Below are 17,575 nucleotides of genomic sequence, written 5' to 3' on the forward strand. Positions count from 1 at the left end.
TGTATTTATTCTTATTCACTTTGATTTATTGTGTAATCACACAGATGTTGAGTTTTTCCTTTGAGATGTCTTTTGGTGTGTACTTGATAGGTTTAGCTTTAATCAAAGGACTTTCCAGTGGGGAAATTAAAGACATCTTTAATTTCAAAAAGACAAGGGACGTGTTCAAAGAAAACAGATTTATAGATTCTTTGATGGAACTGTTTTCTTTGGTAATAGTGTTTATTAATGCATACATAATTGATTATGAACCATTCTCTCCCTTTGAGTTTGTTTATACTTTTTTCTTGCTTGTAATTTTGTACAGGTTCCTATTTTGGGGGATCATAAGAGAGTCAAAAAAATGGTTGCATAATGAGTCATAAGAGACATGGACTTATAAAAATCACTCACTTTCTTTGATATATTCCATGCTACCATTTATTTCTTTATAATTGGTAATAATATGGAAAATTTATTTTTCAGTTGCGGTATCTGCAATTAAGGTTCTTTTAATTGGGAGGAGAAATTTCGAATAGAGAAAAATTAGATTGTCAATTATCGCTAATGAACAGGCTAGAGAGCCTGTTTTTTTGTTTCTTAATATTATGTTTTTGTTGAAAAAATTCCATTTTGCTTGCGGTGTCCGCAAGCATTTTTTTATTTTTCAGTGCTTCATTTTGACGGATTTTTTTGTGATAAAATCCGATCACTGTGGAGGTGAATCATGGGCTGAAATTTATTTAAAAGATCATTCCAACATACGAGCAGTTCTTTATCAGCAAGCCCTGATCCATTTTAAATTGGGCAACGATAAATTGGCCAAAGAATATTTGCAGAGTGGCATAGATTATCTAAAATCATTCTTTCTTTGCTTAAGCAAAGAGTTTGATAAAGGACTGTTTAGTTTTTAGATCAGTTAAAGGCGGGATCATCCGAGGGGTCTGCTCGCAGGGTCATAAGCCGGTCAGCGCCCGGCAACTCTGCTGCTCGAAAATCTGTTGCTTTATTTGACACCTCTTGTGACGAAGACGTCTTCTTCGCCCCCCATGCATATGTCCTTCATGTGCACTTGCTATATGAGCCGCTGGGAATAATAACGCTGCGTTCAGTGGAATGGTTAACATTGCTTTCTTCATGTTCATCTTTTATTTCCTCCTCTTTCCGTTTGTTATGTACTTAACGAAGAGAGGGAGAAAATAGATCATTCGATTCTATTATTTTTTTCTTACAACACAGGCTCTGTATGTTTGCATAAAAAAAAGCCGGATTATCCGGCTGATACGTTACGACGTTTAGATGCTTTTCGCTCTTTATATATTTTTCTCACCAATGGATAAATTACAGGTGCCCATTTGACAATTTGTTTCAGCCATTTTTTCATTTCTCCCGCGCCTCCTTATTGTCATCCTTAAAAGACGATTCCCCATCTTGTCATGAAATAAACAGGTGCGGGAGAGCAGGAGTTAAATCACGCCTTGTGCGATCATGGCATCTGCCACTTTACGAAATCCTGCAATATTTGCTCCAACCATGATGTTCCCTGAGTGTCCATATTCGTCTGCTGTCTCTGTACACTGACGATAAATAGACTGCATCATTTGTTTCAGCTGAGCATCTACTTCTTCAAATGTCCAAGATATTCTTGCACTGTTTTGTGCCATTTCCAGTGCTGATACACCTACTCCGCCAGCATTGGCCGCTTTTGCTGGCGCAAATAAAATACGATTCTCTTCAAATACTTTGACCGCCTTAAGAGTGGATGGCATATTGGCTCCCTCTCCTACAGCGATGACACCATTTTCTACAAGCTGCTGTGCATGCGCCTCTGATATTTCATTTTGTGTGGCACATGGCAGCGCAATATCACAAGGAACGGACCAAATTTGTTCGCAATCTTCAATTAATTCAGCATGCGGGTGAATGTCTATGTATGCCCCAATCCGCTGATTCTCGACTTCCTTGAGCTGCTTGATGGTCTCAAGTGAAATTCCTTGAGGATCATAAATCGCTCCGCTTGAATCACTGCAAGCCACAACCTTACCGCCTAATTCGATTACCTTTTCCATTGCATAGATAGACACATTTCCTGAGCCCGACACAACAACTGAACGCCCTTCAAATTGGAGCCCATGTGCTTTCAGCATTTCCTCCATGAAGTACACCAGTCCGTAGCCTGTTGCCTCTTTTCTCGCTAAGCTGCCTCCGAATCCAGGGCTTTTCCCCGTGAGTACACCCGCTTCATAAGCACCACGCATTTTCTTGTACTGTCCGAACATATAGCCAATTTCGCGTGCTCCTACACCAATATCACCTGCTGGTACATCTTGATCAGGTCCAATATATCGGCCGAGTTCACTCATAAAGCTTTGAACGAAACGCATGATTTCTCCATCGGTCTTCCCTTTAGGATCAAAATCCGATCCGCCTTTCCCTCCGCCAATCGGCATACCAGTCAGTGCGTTTTTAAAGATTTGTTCAAACCCTAAAAATTTGATAATGCTTGCATTGACGGTTGGATGAAAACGAATGCCTCCTTTATAAGGACCGATGGCACTATTGAATTGAACCCTAAACCCACGATTGACTTGTACTTTGCCCTCATCGTCTACCCATGGCACTCGAAATACCACAAGCCGCTCAGGCTCAATGAGCCGTTCTAAAATGCCTTGTTTTTCATACTCTGGATGCTTTGCAAAAACTGGGACGAGTGATTCCAGAATTTCTTTTACGGCTTGCTGGAATTCCTCTTCTCCGGGATTTCGTTTTTCCACCTCTTCTAACACACGGTGGATGTAGCTTTGTGCTGTTTGTGCTGCTCGATCTAAGGTCAACATGTCGCATCTGCCTCCTTGTAGATATCTTCACACATTTAATTGTTAGATTTTCTAACGCATATTGAGACTAATTTAACACCAATTGTAAAATCTGATCAATATTGATAACAGATGAAAATGATGCCGAATTGAGATAGATCAAGCAGTCGCAGCGATTGTCATTAAAAATAAGCGCTCAAGGAATGACTAATGTGCTAGAAACGAACAAGCGAATGTTTCTCGTCCCGTTTTCTTTGACAAATACATGAATCATGATGAATTTCTAGCTCGTTTTCCAACGAAAAAAGGGTCAAAAGTTTGATCGGATGCACTCAATCTTTTCGGGGCTTCCCGCCTCTTTTTCGATCAGGTAACACGACACAAAGCCAATATAAAATAGAAGACGATGGAAAGTTAATGAGACCGACAATGCCCCAGAACCACTTGTAACGCCCTCTTTTCTTTGCATCCATAAATAAAAGAAAGCCCTGTGCAAACAATAACGGCAAGACGCACAATAAGATGATCATTTCCATCTGACTCATAAGGAAGACCCTCCTTTGATATGTTGATATTCCTTGTAGCCAACAACAAAGCAGATGGGGACGCTCACTATTTGGAGAACAATGAAGATGATAGGCAGATGGGTAATGGCAGCTGCAAAGAGTGCCAGAATGGTCAAACTGATCAGAATGTATGCCAGCACTTCTTGTTTTAAACGCCTTTTCTCTTGTTCCTTCGCCTGTTTCAGCATCATCATGACAGCCTGCTCACTTGGCTTTTCCACTTCAATTTGTTCGTCTAGCTGCTTAAGCTCTTCTTTTAAACGTTCGGTCATACGATCTTCCTTCATAAATCCCACTCCTTTCGAATTTTCTTTAATCCATGATGAACCCTCGATTTCACAGTACCTTCTCTCATTCCGAGCATTGAAGCCATTTCTGGGTAGGTAAAGCCATAATAATAGTGCAGAATAATTGGTGCTCGCTCCTGAGCATTTAATTCATTTAAAGCATCCCACATGTCATGCCATGTGTTCCCCTTTTGCTGAACGTCCCATTTGAAACGGCGTATGGCCTCCTGATTCGCTTTTCCTTCTCTCAATTGTTCACGTTTTCTTTTCTTCTGGTGATCTAAAAATTGCCTAGATGCAATCGAAATGAGCCAGGTTGAAAATAAGGCATCTCCTCTAAATGAAGAAAGTTTCATATACGCTTTCAGCATCGTTTCTTGCATGATTTCCTCTGCCAGCTCTTGTTGAAGGGTGAGCTTCAACATATATCGGTAAAGAAAGGAATAATGATGCCGATAAAGGGCTGTAAACGCGGCATCATCTCCCTGTTTTGCCCGCTGAATCAATAATGTCTCTTCTGTCTGCTCCAAACACGCCCCTCCTTCCTTTTCTTCTCTTACTCATGAGACGACACGGATGACAATATCGTTTAAAATGGACCTTATTTTTTAGCATATCTTCTATGATTCTCGTTTTATATCCAATTTTTTCTTATGTAATGATTATGGCATTCCTTCTTTTCTAACAAAATGATGCGTTCGTAATCATCTTGATTTTCTACGAAACGGAGAGCCTCCTCTCCATAATCAAGATGTCATCCTCATACCTATCGACAATGGTCCTTATCTCATGAAGATGAAAATGAAATAATCATTGGCTTAGCTTCCTAGAAAATCATGGAATACGCTGCGCCTATCCTTAGCCGATGATACCTTTTTGCATGCTATGCTCATCCTACATTCCGAAAGAAGCGATGCTTGTGAAGGAAGGAGGATTGGTTGAATCACAGCTTATTTTGGAAACGTTTTCATTAAAATAAAATAGAATGGAGATGTTGACTTTGAAGAGAAAAATTCCAATGTTAGCCGGTGTATTAGCTGTCGGTCTCGTCACTTCATTATTTGCACCAAACGGGGAGGCAAAGGCAGCAGCCAAATTCCCAGAAAGCCCTTCTATTATGGCCAACTTTAATCAACAAGGCTTCTCCACATTAAATGGCGGCACAACAGGCGGTGAAGGCGGTAAAACCGTCACAGTCAAAACTGGAAATGAACTATTGGCTGCCCTCAAAAATAAAGGAACAAACGAAAAATTAAAAATTGTTGTAGACGGGACGATTACCCCTTCTAACACATCAGCCAATAAAATCGATGTGAAAGATACGAATAATGTCTCGATCGTCGGTAAAGGGACGAACGGCGAATTGAATGGGATTGGCATTAAAGTATGGCGCGCCAATAACATCATCATCCGCAACTTGAAAATCCACCACAGCAAAATCGGTGACAAAGATGCCATCGGGATTGAAGGCGGTTCTAAGAACATATGGGTCGATCATAATGAACTGTACAACACATTGAATTCCGGGAAGGATGACTACGATGGTTTATTTGATGTAAAAAATGACTCTGACTACATTACCTTCTCGTGGAACTATGTACATGACAGCTGGAAAACAATGCTCATGGGCAGCTCCGATAACGATAATTACAATCGAAAAATTACGTTCCATAACAACCGCTTTGAAAACCTGAACTCTCGTGTACCGTCTATGCGCTTTGGGGAAGGACATGTCTATAACAACTATTACAAAGACATCCTCACAACAGCGATTAACTCGCGTATGGGCGCGAAGATGAGAATTGAACACAACGTATTTGAAAACACCAAAAATGCCATTGGAAGCTGGGACAGCCGTCAAGTTGGTACATGGCATGTCATCAACAACTCGTATATTAACAGCACAGGCAGTCTGCCAACGTCTTCAACAGGTACGTATAACCCTCCTTATAACTACTCTTTGCTTAACGTGAACAATGTGAAATCAGAAGTGATATCAAATGCAGGTGTTGGGAAAGTAAACCCTTAAACCACAAAACGTTCGGGCAGAGATTTCCTGTCCGAACGTTCTTGTCATTTCATTCATTTATATTGTAGAAAATGGACGATCCATTTCATACAACTTTTGATAACGCGTGTTTTCTTTTAGTAAATCCTGATGCTGCCCCTGCATCTCAATGCGCCCATCTTCAATAAACATGATGCGGTCACATGCCTCACAGCCAGTCAGGTGATGGGTAATCCAAATAACTGTTTTCCCTTTTAACACACGGAAGATGGTTTCAAGTAATTCACGCTCTGTCCGCGGATCAAGCCCGACCGTCGGTTCATCTAATACAACTACCGGCGTGTCCTGAAGCAATATCCGAGCTAACGCCATACGCTGTCTTTCTCCACCTGAAAATCGAACCCCTGTCTCCTGAACACCAGTATGATAACCTTCTGGCAAAGACTCAATGTAATCATGAAGCTGCACTTGTCTTGCTGCTTCTTTCACCTGCTCTTCTGTCGCCTCTGGAGATCCTAAACGAATATTGTTTAAAACAGACGTATCGAATAAATAAGGCTGTTGATTGAGCACAGACACATAGGCAGACACCTTCTCTTGAAGGCTTTGAACCGATTTCCCTTGAATGCTGACCGCTCCTTGATTTGGAACGACTGCCCCTTCTAACAATTTTAAAATGGTCGATTTGCCTGCACCGCTTTTTCCTAAAAGCGCGAGTGATTCCCCTTGCTTCAGAGAAAAGGACAGGTCTTGAAGGACATATTGATGCGTGTCATACCGAAAGGACACTTGATTAAAACAGACAGCTTCATCGTGAGAAATGGTTGACTGATCCACTGCCTTGCTCTCAGCTTCTCCTTCATATGACTGCTTTTCATAATGATGTAATCTGCTGACGGCATGCTGATAGACGGGAATATCACCTGCTGCATCTGACAGCGGAAGAAAGGCTTCTGTTAACGGAAACAGCACAAGCACAAAGGCTGCAATCAGTGTGTGTGACATGGATCCTGACTGAACGACCGAGCCGCTCCAATACACAACAAGCACGACAGCTCCTCCAATCAAGAGCTGTGCCAAAAATTGACGCACGCGGATAAATCGGTGTTTCGCTGCTTCAAGTGCTAACAGCTGTGCTTCTTTCTGCTCATATCCATCCACAAAATCTTTCTGCCTGCCGCTGAACAGCCAGTCACTAACGCCCATAACTGCATCTGTTAAATGGCTGTACAGTTCATTTCTGCCTTTTTTCATTTGAATTTGTCTTGCCCGGTTCACAAGCACTGTGACGTATGGGAAAACGAATACGAGAAGTGCCATATAAAGCAGCATCAGTCCAGCAAAAGGCCATGAAAAAAGGCCAAGTGCTCCAATGGATGCGGCATATAAAAGCAGTGCACCGATGGAAGGAAAGATGGTTTTTAAATAGGCGTCCTGCAGTCTCTCCACATCATCTGACAAGAGACCAAGCATTTCACCTGTCCCCAGCTTTGTCTGTTTGGCACTTCGTTCAGCCATGTCATAGAGGCGTACACGCATTTTTTCAATCATTGTCAAAATGAGCTGATGGCTTGCCAGCCTTTCTGCGTAGCGGGCAGCAGAGCGCGAAATACCAAAGGTACGTACAGCCACGATTGGGACGTAGACCATGAGTATATTCTCAGGTCTTGTCGCAGCTTTTGAAATGAGAAATCCAGACGTGTACATCAGCATAGAAGCAGAGAATACCGCAATGGCTCCTAAAAATAAAACCAAGGCAAACAGCTTTTGATTCTCCTTGATATAAGGTATAAACCAGCCTTTACTGACCATGTGCGACCGCCCCCATTTGCTCCTGTACCAATTGATAATAAACGCCTTTTCTTTGCATTAATGATTCATGTGTCCCCATTTCTGCGACGGTTCCTTGATCCATGACAATGATTTCATCCATGTCCGGCATCCAATGGAGTCTGTGTGTCGCTAAGAACAAAAGTTTATGTTCAAACAGTGGAAGCATTGTTTTCTTCAGTTCATACTCTGTTTCAATATCGAGATGCGCCGTTGGTTCATCTAACAGCATAATGGACCGCTGGCCCAGCACAGTTCGAGCAAGCGCAATTCTTTGCGCCTGTCCGCCGCTTAGCTCTCTTCCCTGTTCTCCAATGACCTCATCCAGTCCATTTGGCAGCTGCGTAACCAGCTGAGATAAGCCAGCCTCATGCACAGCTCTTTCCACTTCTTCGTCTGTAGCATTCGGTTCATAAAAACGAATGTTTTCTCTTAATGTCATGTGAAATAAATAGGGATGCTGCGGCATATAGACAACTTCCTTTTGCCATTCGTTCATCTGTAAATGAACAAGCGGCTGGCCGTTTAGCGTAATTTGACCTGAAGACGGTTCAACAAAGCCGCCGAGAACATCGGTTAACGTCGATTTCCCTGAACCACTGGCACCAATGATGCCGATTTTTTTCTTCCCTTTGACAGTGAGATCTACATCCTGAATGGAATAAGGGGCATGTTCGTCATGCTGGACACAAACATCCTGCAGGGTGAGCACGGATTGTTCATCCCACTTATTCAGCTGCACAGATTGTGTCTCCTGGGCGCGGAAGCCTTTTTCTTCTAAAATGACCTGCATGGCTTCATTCGCTTCTTTTCCATTTAACGTTGCATGATAATCATTTCCCACTTCACGTACCGGCAGGAAATACTCCGGCGCCAGCATAAGCGCCGTCAAAGCCGGCAATAACAGAAGCTCTCCTTCAATTAAACGTAAGCCAAGAAAAACAGCGACGGTTGCAATTGATAGCATGGAAAAGAAATCGAGGGCAAACGATGACAGAAAGGCGACCTTCAGTGTACTCATGGTCGCTTTTCGATATCGCTTTGACACCTCCGCAATATTACGGGAGTGTTTTTTGCTGATACCTAAGTAACGAAGCGTCTCAAGGCCCCGGAGAGAGTCAGTAAAATGATTGGATAATTTCTCATACGATCTCCATTGTTTGGCCGCTTTACGCTGAGCAACAAGGCCTAGCAAAATCATAAAAATAATTAAAATTGGCAGCGTCACAATTAAAATGACGGCTGATGTTTCATCTAATGTCCACACGTAGATAAGGACCATCGCCGGAATCACTGCCATGTTCACCATTTTCGGCAAAAACAGCTGTAAATACTGACGGTATTGAGCAATTCCTTCCATTGCTAATGTGACAAGCTTTCCTGTCCCTTTTTTCTTTGCAAAGGCAGGCCCTAATCGAAAGAGTTGGTCTAGCAGCTGCTTTCTGACGTCTGCTCCAATTCGGGAAGAGTAGGTAAACATGACCTTCTCCCGAATCAAGGTGAGACCGTGCCGCACAACAAAGGCAGCAAGAAACAGCAGGACATAAGGCGTTGCCTGCGAGAGGCTTTTCCCGTCAAACAGCGTTGTAATGGCATGTGCCAGCCACTGTGCTTGGAAAATAATACTTGCTCCTTGGATGAGTGACACAATACCTAAGAGGGCAAGAAGCCCTCTCATTCCTTTTAATTGAAGCAAACGTTTATCCATTAGTAGGTCATTGGCTCCTTACCGCTTACACGTTTACGGAAGACATAATAGCTCCAAATTTGATACCCAAGCACAAAGGGCAGCAAAGAAACGGCAACAATCGTCATGACCGTCAGTGAATAAGATCCAGATGCAGCGTTTTGAATTGTGAGATCAAACGAATGGCTGATTGAACTAATCATGACGCGCGGGAACAATGCAGTGAACAGCATGGACACCGTCACCATGATGCCTGCTCCTGTAAATAAGAATGTCCAGCCATCACGTTCTTTTCTCATCAAAACAAGGGCAGCTATATAACAAACCACAATCAGCACAGTTAACGGAATGGTGATGATCGGGCGTACGGTATAAATGTCTGTTTCAATGATGGACACACCGACAAAAATAACAAGAACAGGGAGGGCAATGAGCAGGACACGCTGGCCCAGTGTTCTTGCACGATCTCTTAAGTCACCCTCTGTACGAAGTGTGACAAAAATCAAGCCATGCAGCAGGCAAAGAACCGTCACAGCTAACCCGCCGATCACAGAATAAAGATTCACAAAGTCCGTAAATCCAGCGTACATGTTCATGTCTTGATCAATTGGCATCCCGCGTAAAATACTCGTGAATAACACACCGAGCAAAAACGGCGGAAGCAGACTGCCAAAGAAGATCACCCAGTCCCACGCCTTAATCCAAGAGGCTTTCTCAACCTTCCCTCGGAATTCAAAGGCGACTCCGCGCCCAATGAGCGCTAAGAGAAGAACCGCAAACGGAATATAGTATCCGCTGAACATCGTGGCATACCAGTGAGGAAATGCAGCGAAAATAGCACCGCCAGCTGTAATCAGCCAGACCTCATTCGCATCCCAGAAAGGACCAATCGTATTGATTAAAATGCGGCGCTCGTGCGCGTCCTTTCCAAGCAGCTGCATGGACATCCCGACACCAAAATCAAATCCTTCTAAGAAGAAAAATCCAACAAACAATACTGCGACAAGAATAAACCAAATCTCGTTAAGATATGCCATGATATGCGCCTCCATCAAATGGATCTGTAGACAGGTCCGTTTCATCCTTTTGATCTGTATCCTCTTCAGAATGTGCACCTTTTTTAATTTCTCGAATGAATAAGTAGGCGAGCACAATAGCAAGAATCAGATACATCGCCGTAAAGCTAATGACTGAGAATAACAGCATGCCATACGATACGTTCGGTGAAATCGATTGAGCCGTCGTCATCATACCAAAGACGGTCCACGGCTGACGCCCGATCTCAGTCATGATCCAGCCGGCTGAGTTCGCAATAAACGGGAACGCAATCATCCATACCATGAAGCGTAAATACCATTTGTTTGTTTCAAGTTTCTTTCTAAAGCTTAAGTACAAGCCAATCATACTAGCAAAAATCATCAGCATGCCGGCACCGACCATGATCCTAAAGCTCCAGAATGTTGTTTTCACTGGTGGAATGTAGTCTCCAGGGCCAAACTTGGCTTCATATTCTTTTTGAAGTGTCAGCATGCCCGGAACATCTCCACTGAACTTCTGATAAGCCAAATAACTTAAGGCAAACGGAATATTGATCTCCGCAGAGTTTTCTTTTTTATTTGTGTCAATGTTGGCAAATAATGTCCAAGCCGCTGGATCTCCACTATCCTTCCAAAGGGCTTCACTTGCTGCCATCTTCATTGGCTGTGATTTCATTAAGTGCTTCGCTTGATCATGTCCAGAAAACGCTACACCTAAGCCAGAAATTAAAGCGAGGACCATCGCAATCTGGAATGATTTTTTGAAAAAGGCGATTTCTTGTTTTTTGATCATTTTATAGGCACTAACTCCTGCAATAAAGAAAGCTCCTGTTGCCAGCGCACCAAACAGAACGTGCGGGAACTCAACCCAAAGCTGCGGGTTCGTCACAAGAGCGCCAAAATCATTCATTTCTGCACGGCCATTTTTAATGGCAAATCCAACTGGCTCCTGCATAAATGAGTTAGCGAGTAAAATCCAAAACGCCGAAAAGATCGTACCAAGGGAAACAAGCCAAATGCACAATAAATGAATCTTCTTCGGCAGACGATCCCAGCCGAATATCCAAAGTCCAATAAATGTAGATTCAAGGAAAAAGGCCAAAAGTGCTTCAATGGCAAGCGGTGCACCAAAGACATCACCGACAAACCTTGAATAATCTGACCAGTTCATCCCAAACTGGAATTCCTGCAGAATCCCTGTTACCACACCTACTGCAAAGTTAAGTAAGAACAGGTGACCCCAAAACTTCGCCATCTTTTTATAGATGTCTTTTTTCTTGACGACATAAAGGGTCTGCATCAATGCGACGATAAACACCAAACCTATTGACATAGGAACAAAAATAAAATGAAATAATGTCGTTGAAGCAAATTGAAATCTTGCTAAAAACAGCTCACTCACAGCCTTACATCCTCCCTTACTTTTACATGCCGAACGATTCATGCTCACCATTTCACAAAATGTTCACTATTTGTTCAATGTTTCACAAATAAAAGTCCATTTGAAATGGTTCACTCGGTGAAATTTTACTCTTGATTTTCATTCGGTTAGTTATTTATACCTGTACTTTACACCCATACGCTTCAAAAATAAAGTAAATTTTACCTAAAAATTGGTTGGTATTGTGTCAGTTATTTGAATACTTTGTCAACAATATGTGACGGAAAATAAAAAAATGCAAAAAAAGAGCGCTGCATGTGGGCCGCAGCGCTGTGTTTCTATTTTAAGCTTTTTTCTGTAAAGCAGGTCTTGTCACTTGGACTTCATAGTACGTAATTTTGTTTTTTAATAGGCCTTCAGGTTTCGCTTTTCCGTGAGCGTGTGCATCTCCAAATGCCTGAGATTTTGTCCAGTTCACAAAGTCTTCTTTTCGATTCCAGCGTGTATGAATAGTCACTTCATCGTAATCGGTTGTCTGCTGTGTGACCCAGACTTCCATGCCTAAAAATCCTTCCATGAATTCTACTTGTCCCTGCTTGTTAAAACGCTTGACGAGGTGGTCTGCACTGCCTTTTTCTACTCTAACCTGGTTGTTTACAATGATCATGTTTGATTCATCTCCCTTTTGTTGTTGGATCGAAGCGATTGGGATAATGAGCGGATGCTCTCCATCTAGGTGAACCTCTGCCTGAATCCCAAAGACCTCTTTGAAAAAGTTTTCTGTTAATACTTCCTTTGGTGTCCCTATTTGGTAAACCTGACCACGCTTCATTGCAATCAGGCGGTCACAATATTTTGCTGCCTGCTGCAGGTCATGAAGAACCATTAAAATGGTGATCCCATGCGTTTCATTCAGCTGTTTGAGCAGCTCCAGTAAATCAAGCTGATGCGCAATATCTAAGTAAGTGGTAGGCTCATCCAGAATAATCGTCTCTGTCTTCTGAGCCAGTGCCATGGCAATATACGCTTTCTGCCTCTCTCCGCCTGACAATGTATGCAGCATCCTGTTTTCATTCACGCGGCTATTTGTCACATCAAGCGCCCACTCTATCGCTTCCTGATCTGTCTTCGAGCTCTTTTTCCAGATCGAACGATGCGGACTTCGTCCAAGTGCGACCAGCTCACGTACTGTCATCGATGGGATGGCCGTTCTCGTCTGCATCAGAACGGCGATTTCTTGTGCAATCTCCTGTGCTGTCATTTCTTTTTGGGGGATATCATGAATATAAATCATGCCGCTTTCAATCGACGTAAGGCGTGCGGCCGCTTTAATAAACGTCGACTTCCCTGACCCATTCGGTCCAATAATTCCTGTTACACTTCCTTTAGGCACAGCTGCTGAAATAGACGACAATCGAAAGCCTCCTTGACTGAGGCTCACGTCATCCATCGCAATCACATCCAACTTAACCCCTCCCTTTCTTTTTTAATAAATAGAGGAAGAAAGGTGCACCAATACAAGCAAGCAGAATACCAACAGGCAGTTCAACCGGTGTAAACCATACCCGTGCTGCTGTATCAGCAAAGACCACAAGTACGCCGCCGCCAAGCATTGAGATCGGCAGCAGGTAACGGTAGTCATCTCCAATTAAAAGGCGGATAAAATGAGGGACGACAAGACCGACAAATCCAATTAAACCGCTCACGCTTACAGCTGCACCCGCCAAAAGCGCCGCAAGTGCAATTAAGAAAAATCGGGTTCGCTCGACTCTAAGGCCGAGCAGCTGTGCTGACTCATCACCAAGCAAAAGAAGATTTGCTGGCTTGATCGCAAAAAAACAAAGACACAATCCAGCAATCGCATAAGGTGACACAAAGCTCAGGTGATGCCAGCTCCGTCCATTTAATCCTCCTGATAAAAAAGGCAGAACAGCCTGCACACGCTCACTATAAAGCACCATAAATCCATTCATGACTGCACCAAGCAGGGCATTAACTGCCACACCCGCCAGAATCAATTTCAGTGGTGAAACCCCTTGATCGAACGACAATATATACACAACAAGTGCAGCTAATAAAGCGCCAAGGAAGGCAGCCGCTGGAAGCAGATATGTGAATTGAGGAAACACAATTATGCTGAGTACAGCAGCTAACCCACCGCCAGCAGTCACACCGATGATCCCGGGGTCAGCGAGTGGATTTCGGACGACTCCTTGTAAAATGGCCCCTGATGCTGCAAGACAGGCTCCGACGATGAAACCTATGAGAACGCGAGGCAGACGTAAATCCATGACGATTTTTTCATGGACTGGCTGGCCTGATCCCGTCAAAGCAGCGATCAAATCTGGCAGCGATAATTGAACAGAACCTAATGCAAGCCCTAGACATATGCCCACACCTAGCGAGAAAAGCAGTCCCGGTATCAGCCATCTTCGTCTCGACTGTCTTTTTTGAAAATCTAACTCTGCATTCACCTTCATGATGACAATCGCTTCAATCTCTTCTCTAGTTCATCAATCGCCTTTATAACGTCTGCGCCTGGGTTCGTCCCGAATAAATCACTAGGCAGAATCTCCACGCGGCCATTCTTGACAGCTGATACGTCGTGCCATGCTGCATTCTGTTTCATTTCACTCATAAAGCCCGCTTTCACATCGTCAGGATTGCTGTGTGTCATGAGCAGAATGAGATCGGGATCGGCTTCGATCACCTTTTCTGCATTAATTTGGGCGTATTGAGGAAATTTTTCGAGTGCCGGTTCATTCTCAGCAATGTTTGCGCCCCCGGCGATGTGCAACAAATCTCCGCTTAAGGATTGAGGAAGTGCCGCCATATATGTGCCAGGTGCACCGTACACAACGAGTGTTTTCACTTTTTTCTTAGGCTGCTTGACCTGCTTTTTTCGCTCATCAATTTGATCATTGAGTGCTTTAGCCTTTTGCTGCTTTCCGAGCAACTCCCCAAATAATGAGATTTGGCGCTGGATGTCCTTCACTGAATTGGCACTTGTCAAAAGAAGCTGTGAATCAATTCCTTCTATTGTAGAGATGTCCTTGCTGTTTAATTGTTCATTTCCAAGCACTACATCAGGCTTTAAGCTTGTAATCAGCTCTACATCAAATTGATGCGTTGTGCCAATCGTTTGTACGGACTTTGCCTTTTGTAAGCTGTCTGGTAACTCAGCAGTTGGCCGGCCGACCGCCTTACCGCCTAAAGCATACAGAATACTCATGTCCCCGGTCGACAAGGCGACAATACGCTGAGGGGATTCATCAAACGACAGCGTTCTTCCGGTAAAATCCTTTATTTTCAGCGCTCCTTGCCCGCTTCCTTTCTCTACCGGTGCTGCCTGACTGCATCCGCCGAGGAGAAGCATCAAGACGAGTCCCGCCAAGATCACATGTGAAAATTTCAACCGTCTGTCTCTCCTTTTCTAGTAAACTTTCTTTAGCTTTGCCTGTACCACGAGACGCCCGCTTTTAGGTGCAAGCACATGATCACAGGTCGATAAGGTGAGGATGAGGTCATCTGTGGACACGTCTGTCTTCGTTTGATAGATTGATTTCTTCCGCACAGCTTGCAAGTAGTGCGCATATTCGCCAAGATCTTGAAAATCGGTTTGAATATAGTCGAAGTCAACCGTCGTTTCATACACAGCAAAAATCTCCGCTTCATAGCTTTGATACAGCGTATCGTACTGAAATGTCCGGTGCTCTTGGAAGAAATCTTTTTTTAGATAGTTTGTTAGTCCAGCAAACATGGATCCATCCCTCATCCGATGGCCGTACACCACTGTATTGGGGCTTTCATGCAGGACGTCATTACGATAATCCATAAAGATACTGCCTGCCCGGGTGTCGTTTTTTAAATAATTACGAGTTAAGTAGAACGCATTATCGTGAGATTGAACGATCGGATACTGAATCATCGTATCCTCCATATTGATCCAGCCGACAATGTCCTCATTCACCTTCCGCAGCTCATCAAATGACGAACGGATCTTTCCCGTCTCCCGTTTTTCATTCATTTCTTCATGTCCATACATCGTCTGGGCCTTTGCAAGCACCTGGCGATTTTGATAATAACCGAAAAGTTCGAAGCCGATAGCTGTCCCGCTATAAATCAATACGCCTAAACAAACGATCGTCAGCATCCGCTGCCAAAGCCGTTTTCCTCGTTTCACACTGTCTCACCTGCTTTTTGCCCAGCTTATATACCAACAGGCACGATGTACATCCCTGTTTCTGCATCCTGTCTAATCGTGACGGACACATCATAAATGTGACGCACGTTTTCCTCTGTTAACACATCGTTTGGCTGTCCCTCACTGATAACCTGTCCATCCTTCATCGCTATGATGATATCGCTGTAGCGGACAGCCTGATTCATGTCGTGCAGCACCATGACAATCGTTAATCCATGCTCGGCATTCAGTTCACGGATCAGCTCAAGAATGTCAAATTGATAGTAAATATCCAAATAAGTTGTCGGTTCATCTAAGAAAAGGATCGGTGTTTTTTGCGCAAGTGCCATCGCAATCCATACACGCTGCCGCTCTCCACCTGACAGTGAGGCGAGCGGCACCTTTCGTTTGTCCGTTAGCTTTGTACTGGACAGCGCCCACTCTATCGCTCTCTCATCCTCTTCCTTGTCTCCTCCGCGCATCGTCTGGTACGGCGTTCTGCCGAATGCCACGACCCGTTCGATCGTTAAATCAAGCGGCGCTTCATTTTGCTGATGGACGACAGCGAGCTTTTTTGCCAGCTCCTTTGGCTTGAATGTATTCAGCGTTTGCCCGTCTAAGTGAATTTGCCCTTTATTTGGACAATGATTATTCGCCATTAAGGAAAGCAGCGTCGATTTTCCCGAGCCATTTGGACCGATAATGGTTGTGATTTTCCCCTTTTCAATCTTTGTTGTGACTGATTGAACGATGTCCTTCTGCTGGTCATATGAGAATGACACCTCACGAATGTCCATGGAGACGGTCCCCCCTTCTTAATAAAAAGATTAGAAACGGCCCGCCAATCACGGCCATGATCGTAGAAGCAGGAATCTCATTTGGCGCCACAAGCGTCCTGCCAAGCGTATCAGCCGTCAAAATAAGCAAAGCCCCGCTTAACGCAGAAAATGGAATCAGTACCCGATGATCCGAGCCGACAAGCCTTCTTGAAATGTGCGGAATGAGCAAGCCGACAAAGGCGATCACGCCCGCTACTGCAGCTGTCACCGCCGCAAGTAAAACGGCTGTGATGGAAATCAAAAGGCGCATTCTGGTCACACGCAATCCTAAATTTTTCGCTGTCTTGTCCTGAAGAGCCAGGAGGTTGCACCACCTGCTGAAGAAGAGTGCAACGACAAGGCCGGCGACACCATAGACACCGATTAAACGGACATCTCCCCACGTTTTCATCGTGAGATTCGACTGTCCCGACTGATTAATCGTGATATTGAAATAGCTGCAAATGGTCACAAATGCTTCAGCCATTCCAGTAAACATGGCATTGATGGCGATCCCAACCAAGATCATGCGGATCGGGCTTAAACCACCCTTCCAAGACAGAACATACACGAGGAAACATGCAATAGCTCCGCCTAATACCGAAAATAAAGGAGAGTAGAAATAAAATTGAGGAAGCGCTGTAATCGCCATTAATGAAAAGAAGCTGGCTCCTGATGAAATGCCAATGACGCCGGCATCAGCTAACGGATTCCTCATGACCGACTGCAGCAGTACACCGGAGACAGATAAGGCGGCCCCTGTAAACATCGCGATAAGCATGCGGGGAATTCTCAAATCTTTAATGATTTCTACCTGTGCATGTTGACCGGTGATGAGCCCTTCTAATAATTCAATTGGGGTGACATGAATGCTCCCAGTAATGGCTGAATAAATAAACACGCAGACCAGTAAGAGACTGACTATCAGAAATAAAATCCCTGTTTTTTTCATCTTGAACGTCCTTTTATCATTAAGATTCGCC

At 43.9% G+C, this 17,575-nt stretch carries 17 protein-coding genes; 2 read left to right on the forward strand and 15 right to left on the reverse strand.

All coding sequences use genetic code 11. From position 1 onward, the window contains the following. The first annotated feature begins 530 nt into the window (after positions 1 to 530). Positions 531 to 893 carry a hypothetical protein gene (locus MHB67_RS17680; protein WP_185853937.1) on the forward strand — a complete coding sequence of 121 codons (363 nt, stop codon included), beginning with the start codon at positions 531 to 533 and terminating at the stop codon, positions 891 to 893. A gap of 356 nt (positions 894 to 1,249) precedes the next feature. On the opposite strand, the gene MHB67_RS17685 is transcribed toward MHB67_RS17680, so the two are convergent. The 5 genes from MHB67_RS17685 to sigY form a co-directional block, all read right to left on the reverse strand. Continuing rightward, positions 1,250 to 1,363 carry a hypothetical protein gene (locus MHB67_RS17685; RefSeq protein WP_223251037.1) on the reverse strand — a complete coding sequence of 38 codons (114 nt, stop codon included), beginning with the start codon at positions 1,361 to 1,363 and terminating at the stop codon, positions 1,250 to 1,252. 82 nt (positions 1,364 to 1,445) lie between these two features. Then, positions 1,446 to 2,816, reverse strand: coding sequence for an NADP-specific glutamate dehydrogenase (gene gdhA, locus MHB67_RS17690; RefSeq protein WP_257802336.1), 1,371 nt, complete (start codon positions 2,814 to 2,816; stop codon positions 1,446 to 1,448). 311 nt (positions 2,817 to 3,127) lie between these two features. Next, a complete protein-coding gene (locus MHB67_RS17695) occupies positions 3,128 to 3,340 on the reverse strand; it encodes a transcriptional regulator (protein WP_257802335.1) in 213 nt (70 codons plus the stop codon). Then, a complete protein-coding gene (locus MHB67_RS17700; protein WP_257802334.1) occupies positions 3,337 to 3,648 on the reverse strand; it encodes a YxlC family protein in 312 nt (103 codons plus the stop codon). The genes MHB67_RS17695 and MHB67_RS17700 overlap by 4 nt, the downstream gene beginning before the upstream one ends. Beyond that, positions 3,645 to 4,178 (reverse strand): RNA polymerase sigma factor SigY, encoded by a 534-nt coding sequence (gene sigY, locus MHB67_RS17705; RefSeq protein WP_151862773.1) that lies wholly within the window; start codon positions 4,176 to 4,178, stop codon positions 3,645 to 3,647. Before sigY ends, MHB67_RS17700 begins: the two co-directional genes overlap by 4 nt. A gap of 461 nt (positions 4,179 to 4,639) precedes the next feature. On the opposite strand from sigY, the gene MHB67_RS17710 reads away from it, so the two are divergent. Next, positions 4,640 to 5,677 carry a pectate lyase gene (locus MHB67_RS17710; protein ID WP_257802520.1) on the forward strand — a complete coding sequence of 346 codons (1,038 nt, stop codon included), beginning with the start codon at positions 4,640 to 4,642 and terminating at the stop codon, positions 5,675 to 5,677. A gap of 57 nt (positions 5,678 to 5,734) precedes the next feature. On the opposite strand, the gene cydC is transcribed toward MHB67_RS17710, so the two are convergent. From cydC to MHB67_RS17760, 10 genes are all read right to left on the reverse strand, one after another. Further along, a complete protein-coding gene (gene cydC, locus MHB67_RS17715; protein ID WP_257802333.1) occupies positions 5,735 to 7,468 on the reverse strand; it encodes a thiol reductant ABC exporter subunit CydC in 1,734 nt (577 codons plus the stop codon). Continuing rightward, positions 7,458 to 9,194 carry a thiol reductant ABC exporter subunit CydD gene (gene cydD / locus MHB67_RS17720; RefSeq protein ID WP_133744397.1) on the reverse strand — a complete coding sequence of 579 codons (1,737 nt, stop codon included), beginning with the start codon at positions 9,192 to 9,194 and terminating at the stop codon, positions 7,458 to 7,460. Before cydD ends, cydC begins: the two co-directional genes overlap by 11 nt. After that, positions 9,194 to 10,210: a cytochrome d ubiquinol oxidase subunit II gene (gene cydB / locus MHB67_RS17725; RefSeq protein ID WP_133744396.1), complete on the reverse strand. Its 1,017-nt coding sequence runs from the start codon at positions 10,208 to 10,210 to the stop codon at positions 9,194 to 9,196. The genes cydD and cydB overlap by 1 nt, the downstream gene beginning before the upstream one ends. Next, positions 10,197 to 11,612: a cytochrome ubiquinol oxidase subunit I gene (locus MHB67_RS17730; RefSeq protein WP_133744395.1), complete on the reverse strand. Its 1,416-nt coding sequence runs from the start codon at positions 11,610 to 11,612 to the stop codon at positions 10,197 to 10,199. The genes cydB and MHB67_RS17730 overlap by 14 nt, the downstream gene beginning before the upstream one ends. 322 nt (positions 11,613 to 11,934) lie before the next feature. Further along, positions 11,935 to 13,056 carry a heme oxygenase gene (gene isdG / locus MHB67_RS17735; RefSeq protein WP_024427505.1) on the reverse strand — a complete coding sequence of 374 codons (1,122 nt, stop codon included), beginning with the start codon at positions 13,054 to 13,056 and terminating at the stop codon, positions 11,935 to 11,937. A 1-nt stretch (position 13,057) separates the two neighbouring features. Beyond that, positions 13,058 to 14,071 carry an iron ABC transporter permease gene (locus MHB67_RS17740; protein ID WP_342492680.1) on the reverse strand — a complete coding sequence of 338 codons (1,014 nt, stop codon included), beginning with the start codon at positions 14,069 to 14,071 and terminating at the stop codon, positions 13,058 to 13,060. Beyond that, positions 14,068 to 15,006, reverse strand: a complete 939-nt coding sequence (locus tag MHB67_RS17745) for an ABC transporter substrate-binding protein (RefSeq protein ID WP_257802332.1) — start codon at positions 15,004 to 15,006, stop codon at positions 14,068 to 14,070. Before MHB67_RS17745 ends, MHB67_RS17740 begins: the two co-directional genes overlap by 4 nt. 18 nt (positions 15,007 to 15,024) lie before the next feature. Continuing rightward, on the reverse strand, positions 15,025 to 15,774 hold the full coding sequence (gene srtB / locus MHB67_RS17750; protein WP_133744392.1) for a class B sortase: 750 nt from the start codon (positions 15,772 to 15,774) through the stop codon (positions 15,025 to 15,027). 26 nt (positions 15,775 to 15,800) lie between these two features. Next, a complete protein-coding gene (locus tag MHB67_RS17755) occupies positions 15,801 to 16,571 on the reverse strand; it encodes an ABC transporter ATP-binding protein (protein ID WP_133744391.1) in 771 nt (256 codons plus the stop codon). Then, a complete protein-coding gene (locus tag MHB67_RS17760; protein WP_024427509.1) occupies positions 16,558 to 17,544 on the reverse strand; it encodes an iron ABC transporter permease in 987 nt (328 codons plus the stop codon). Before MHB67_RS17760 ends, MHB67_RS17755 begins: the two co-directional genes overlap by 14 nt. Positions 17,545 to 17,575: the final 31 nt, after the last annotated feature.

The organism is Bacillus sp. FSL H8-0516, assembly GCF_038635285.1.
In the GTDB taxonomy this organism is placed as follows: domain Bacteria; phylum Bacillota; class Bacilli; order Bacillales; family Bacillaceae; genus Bacillus; species Bacillus safensis.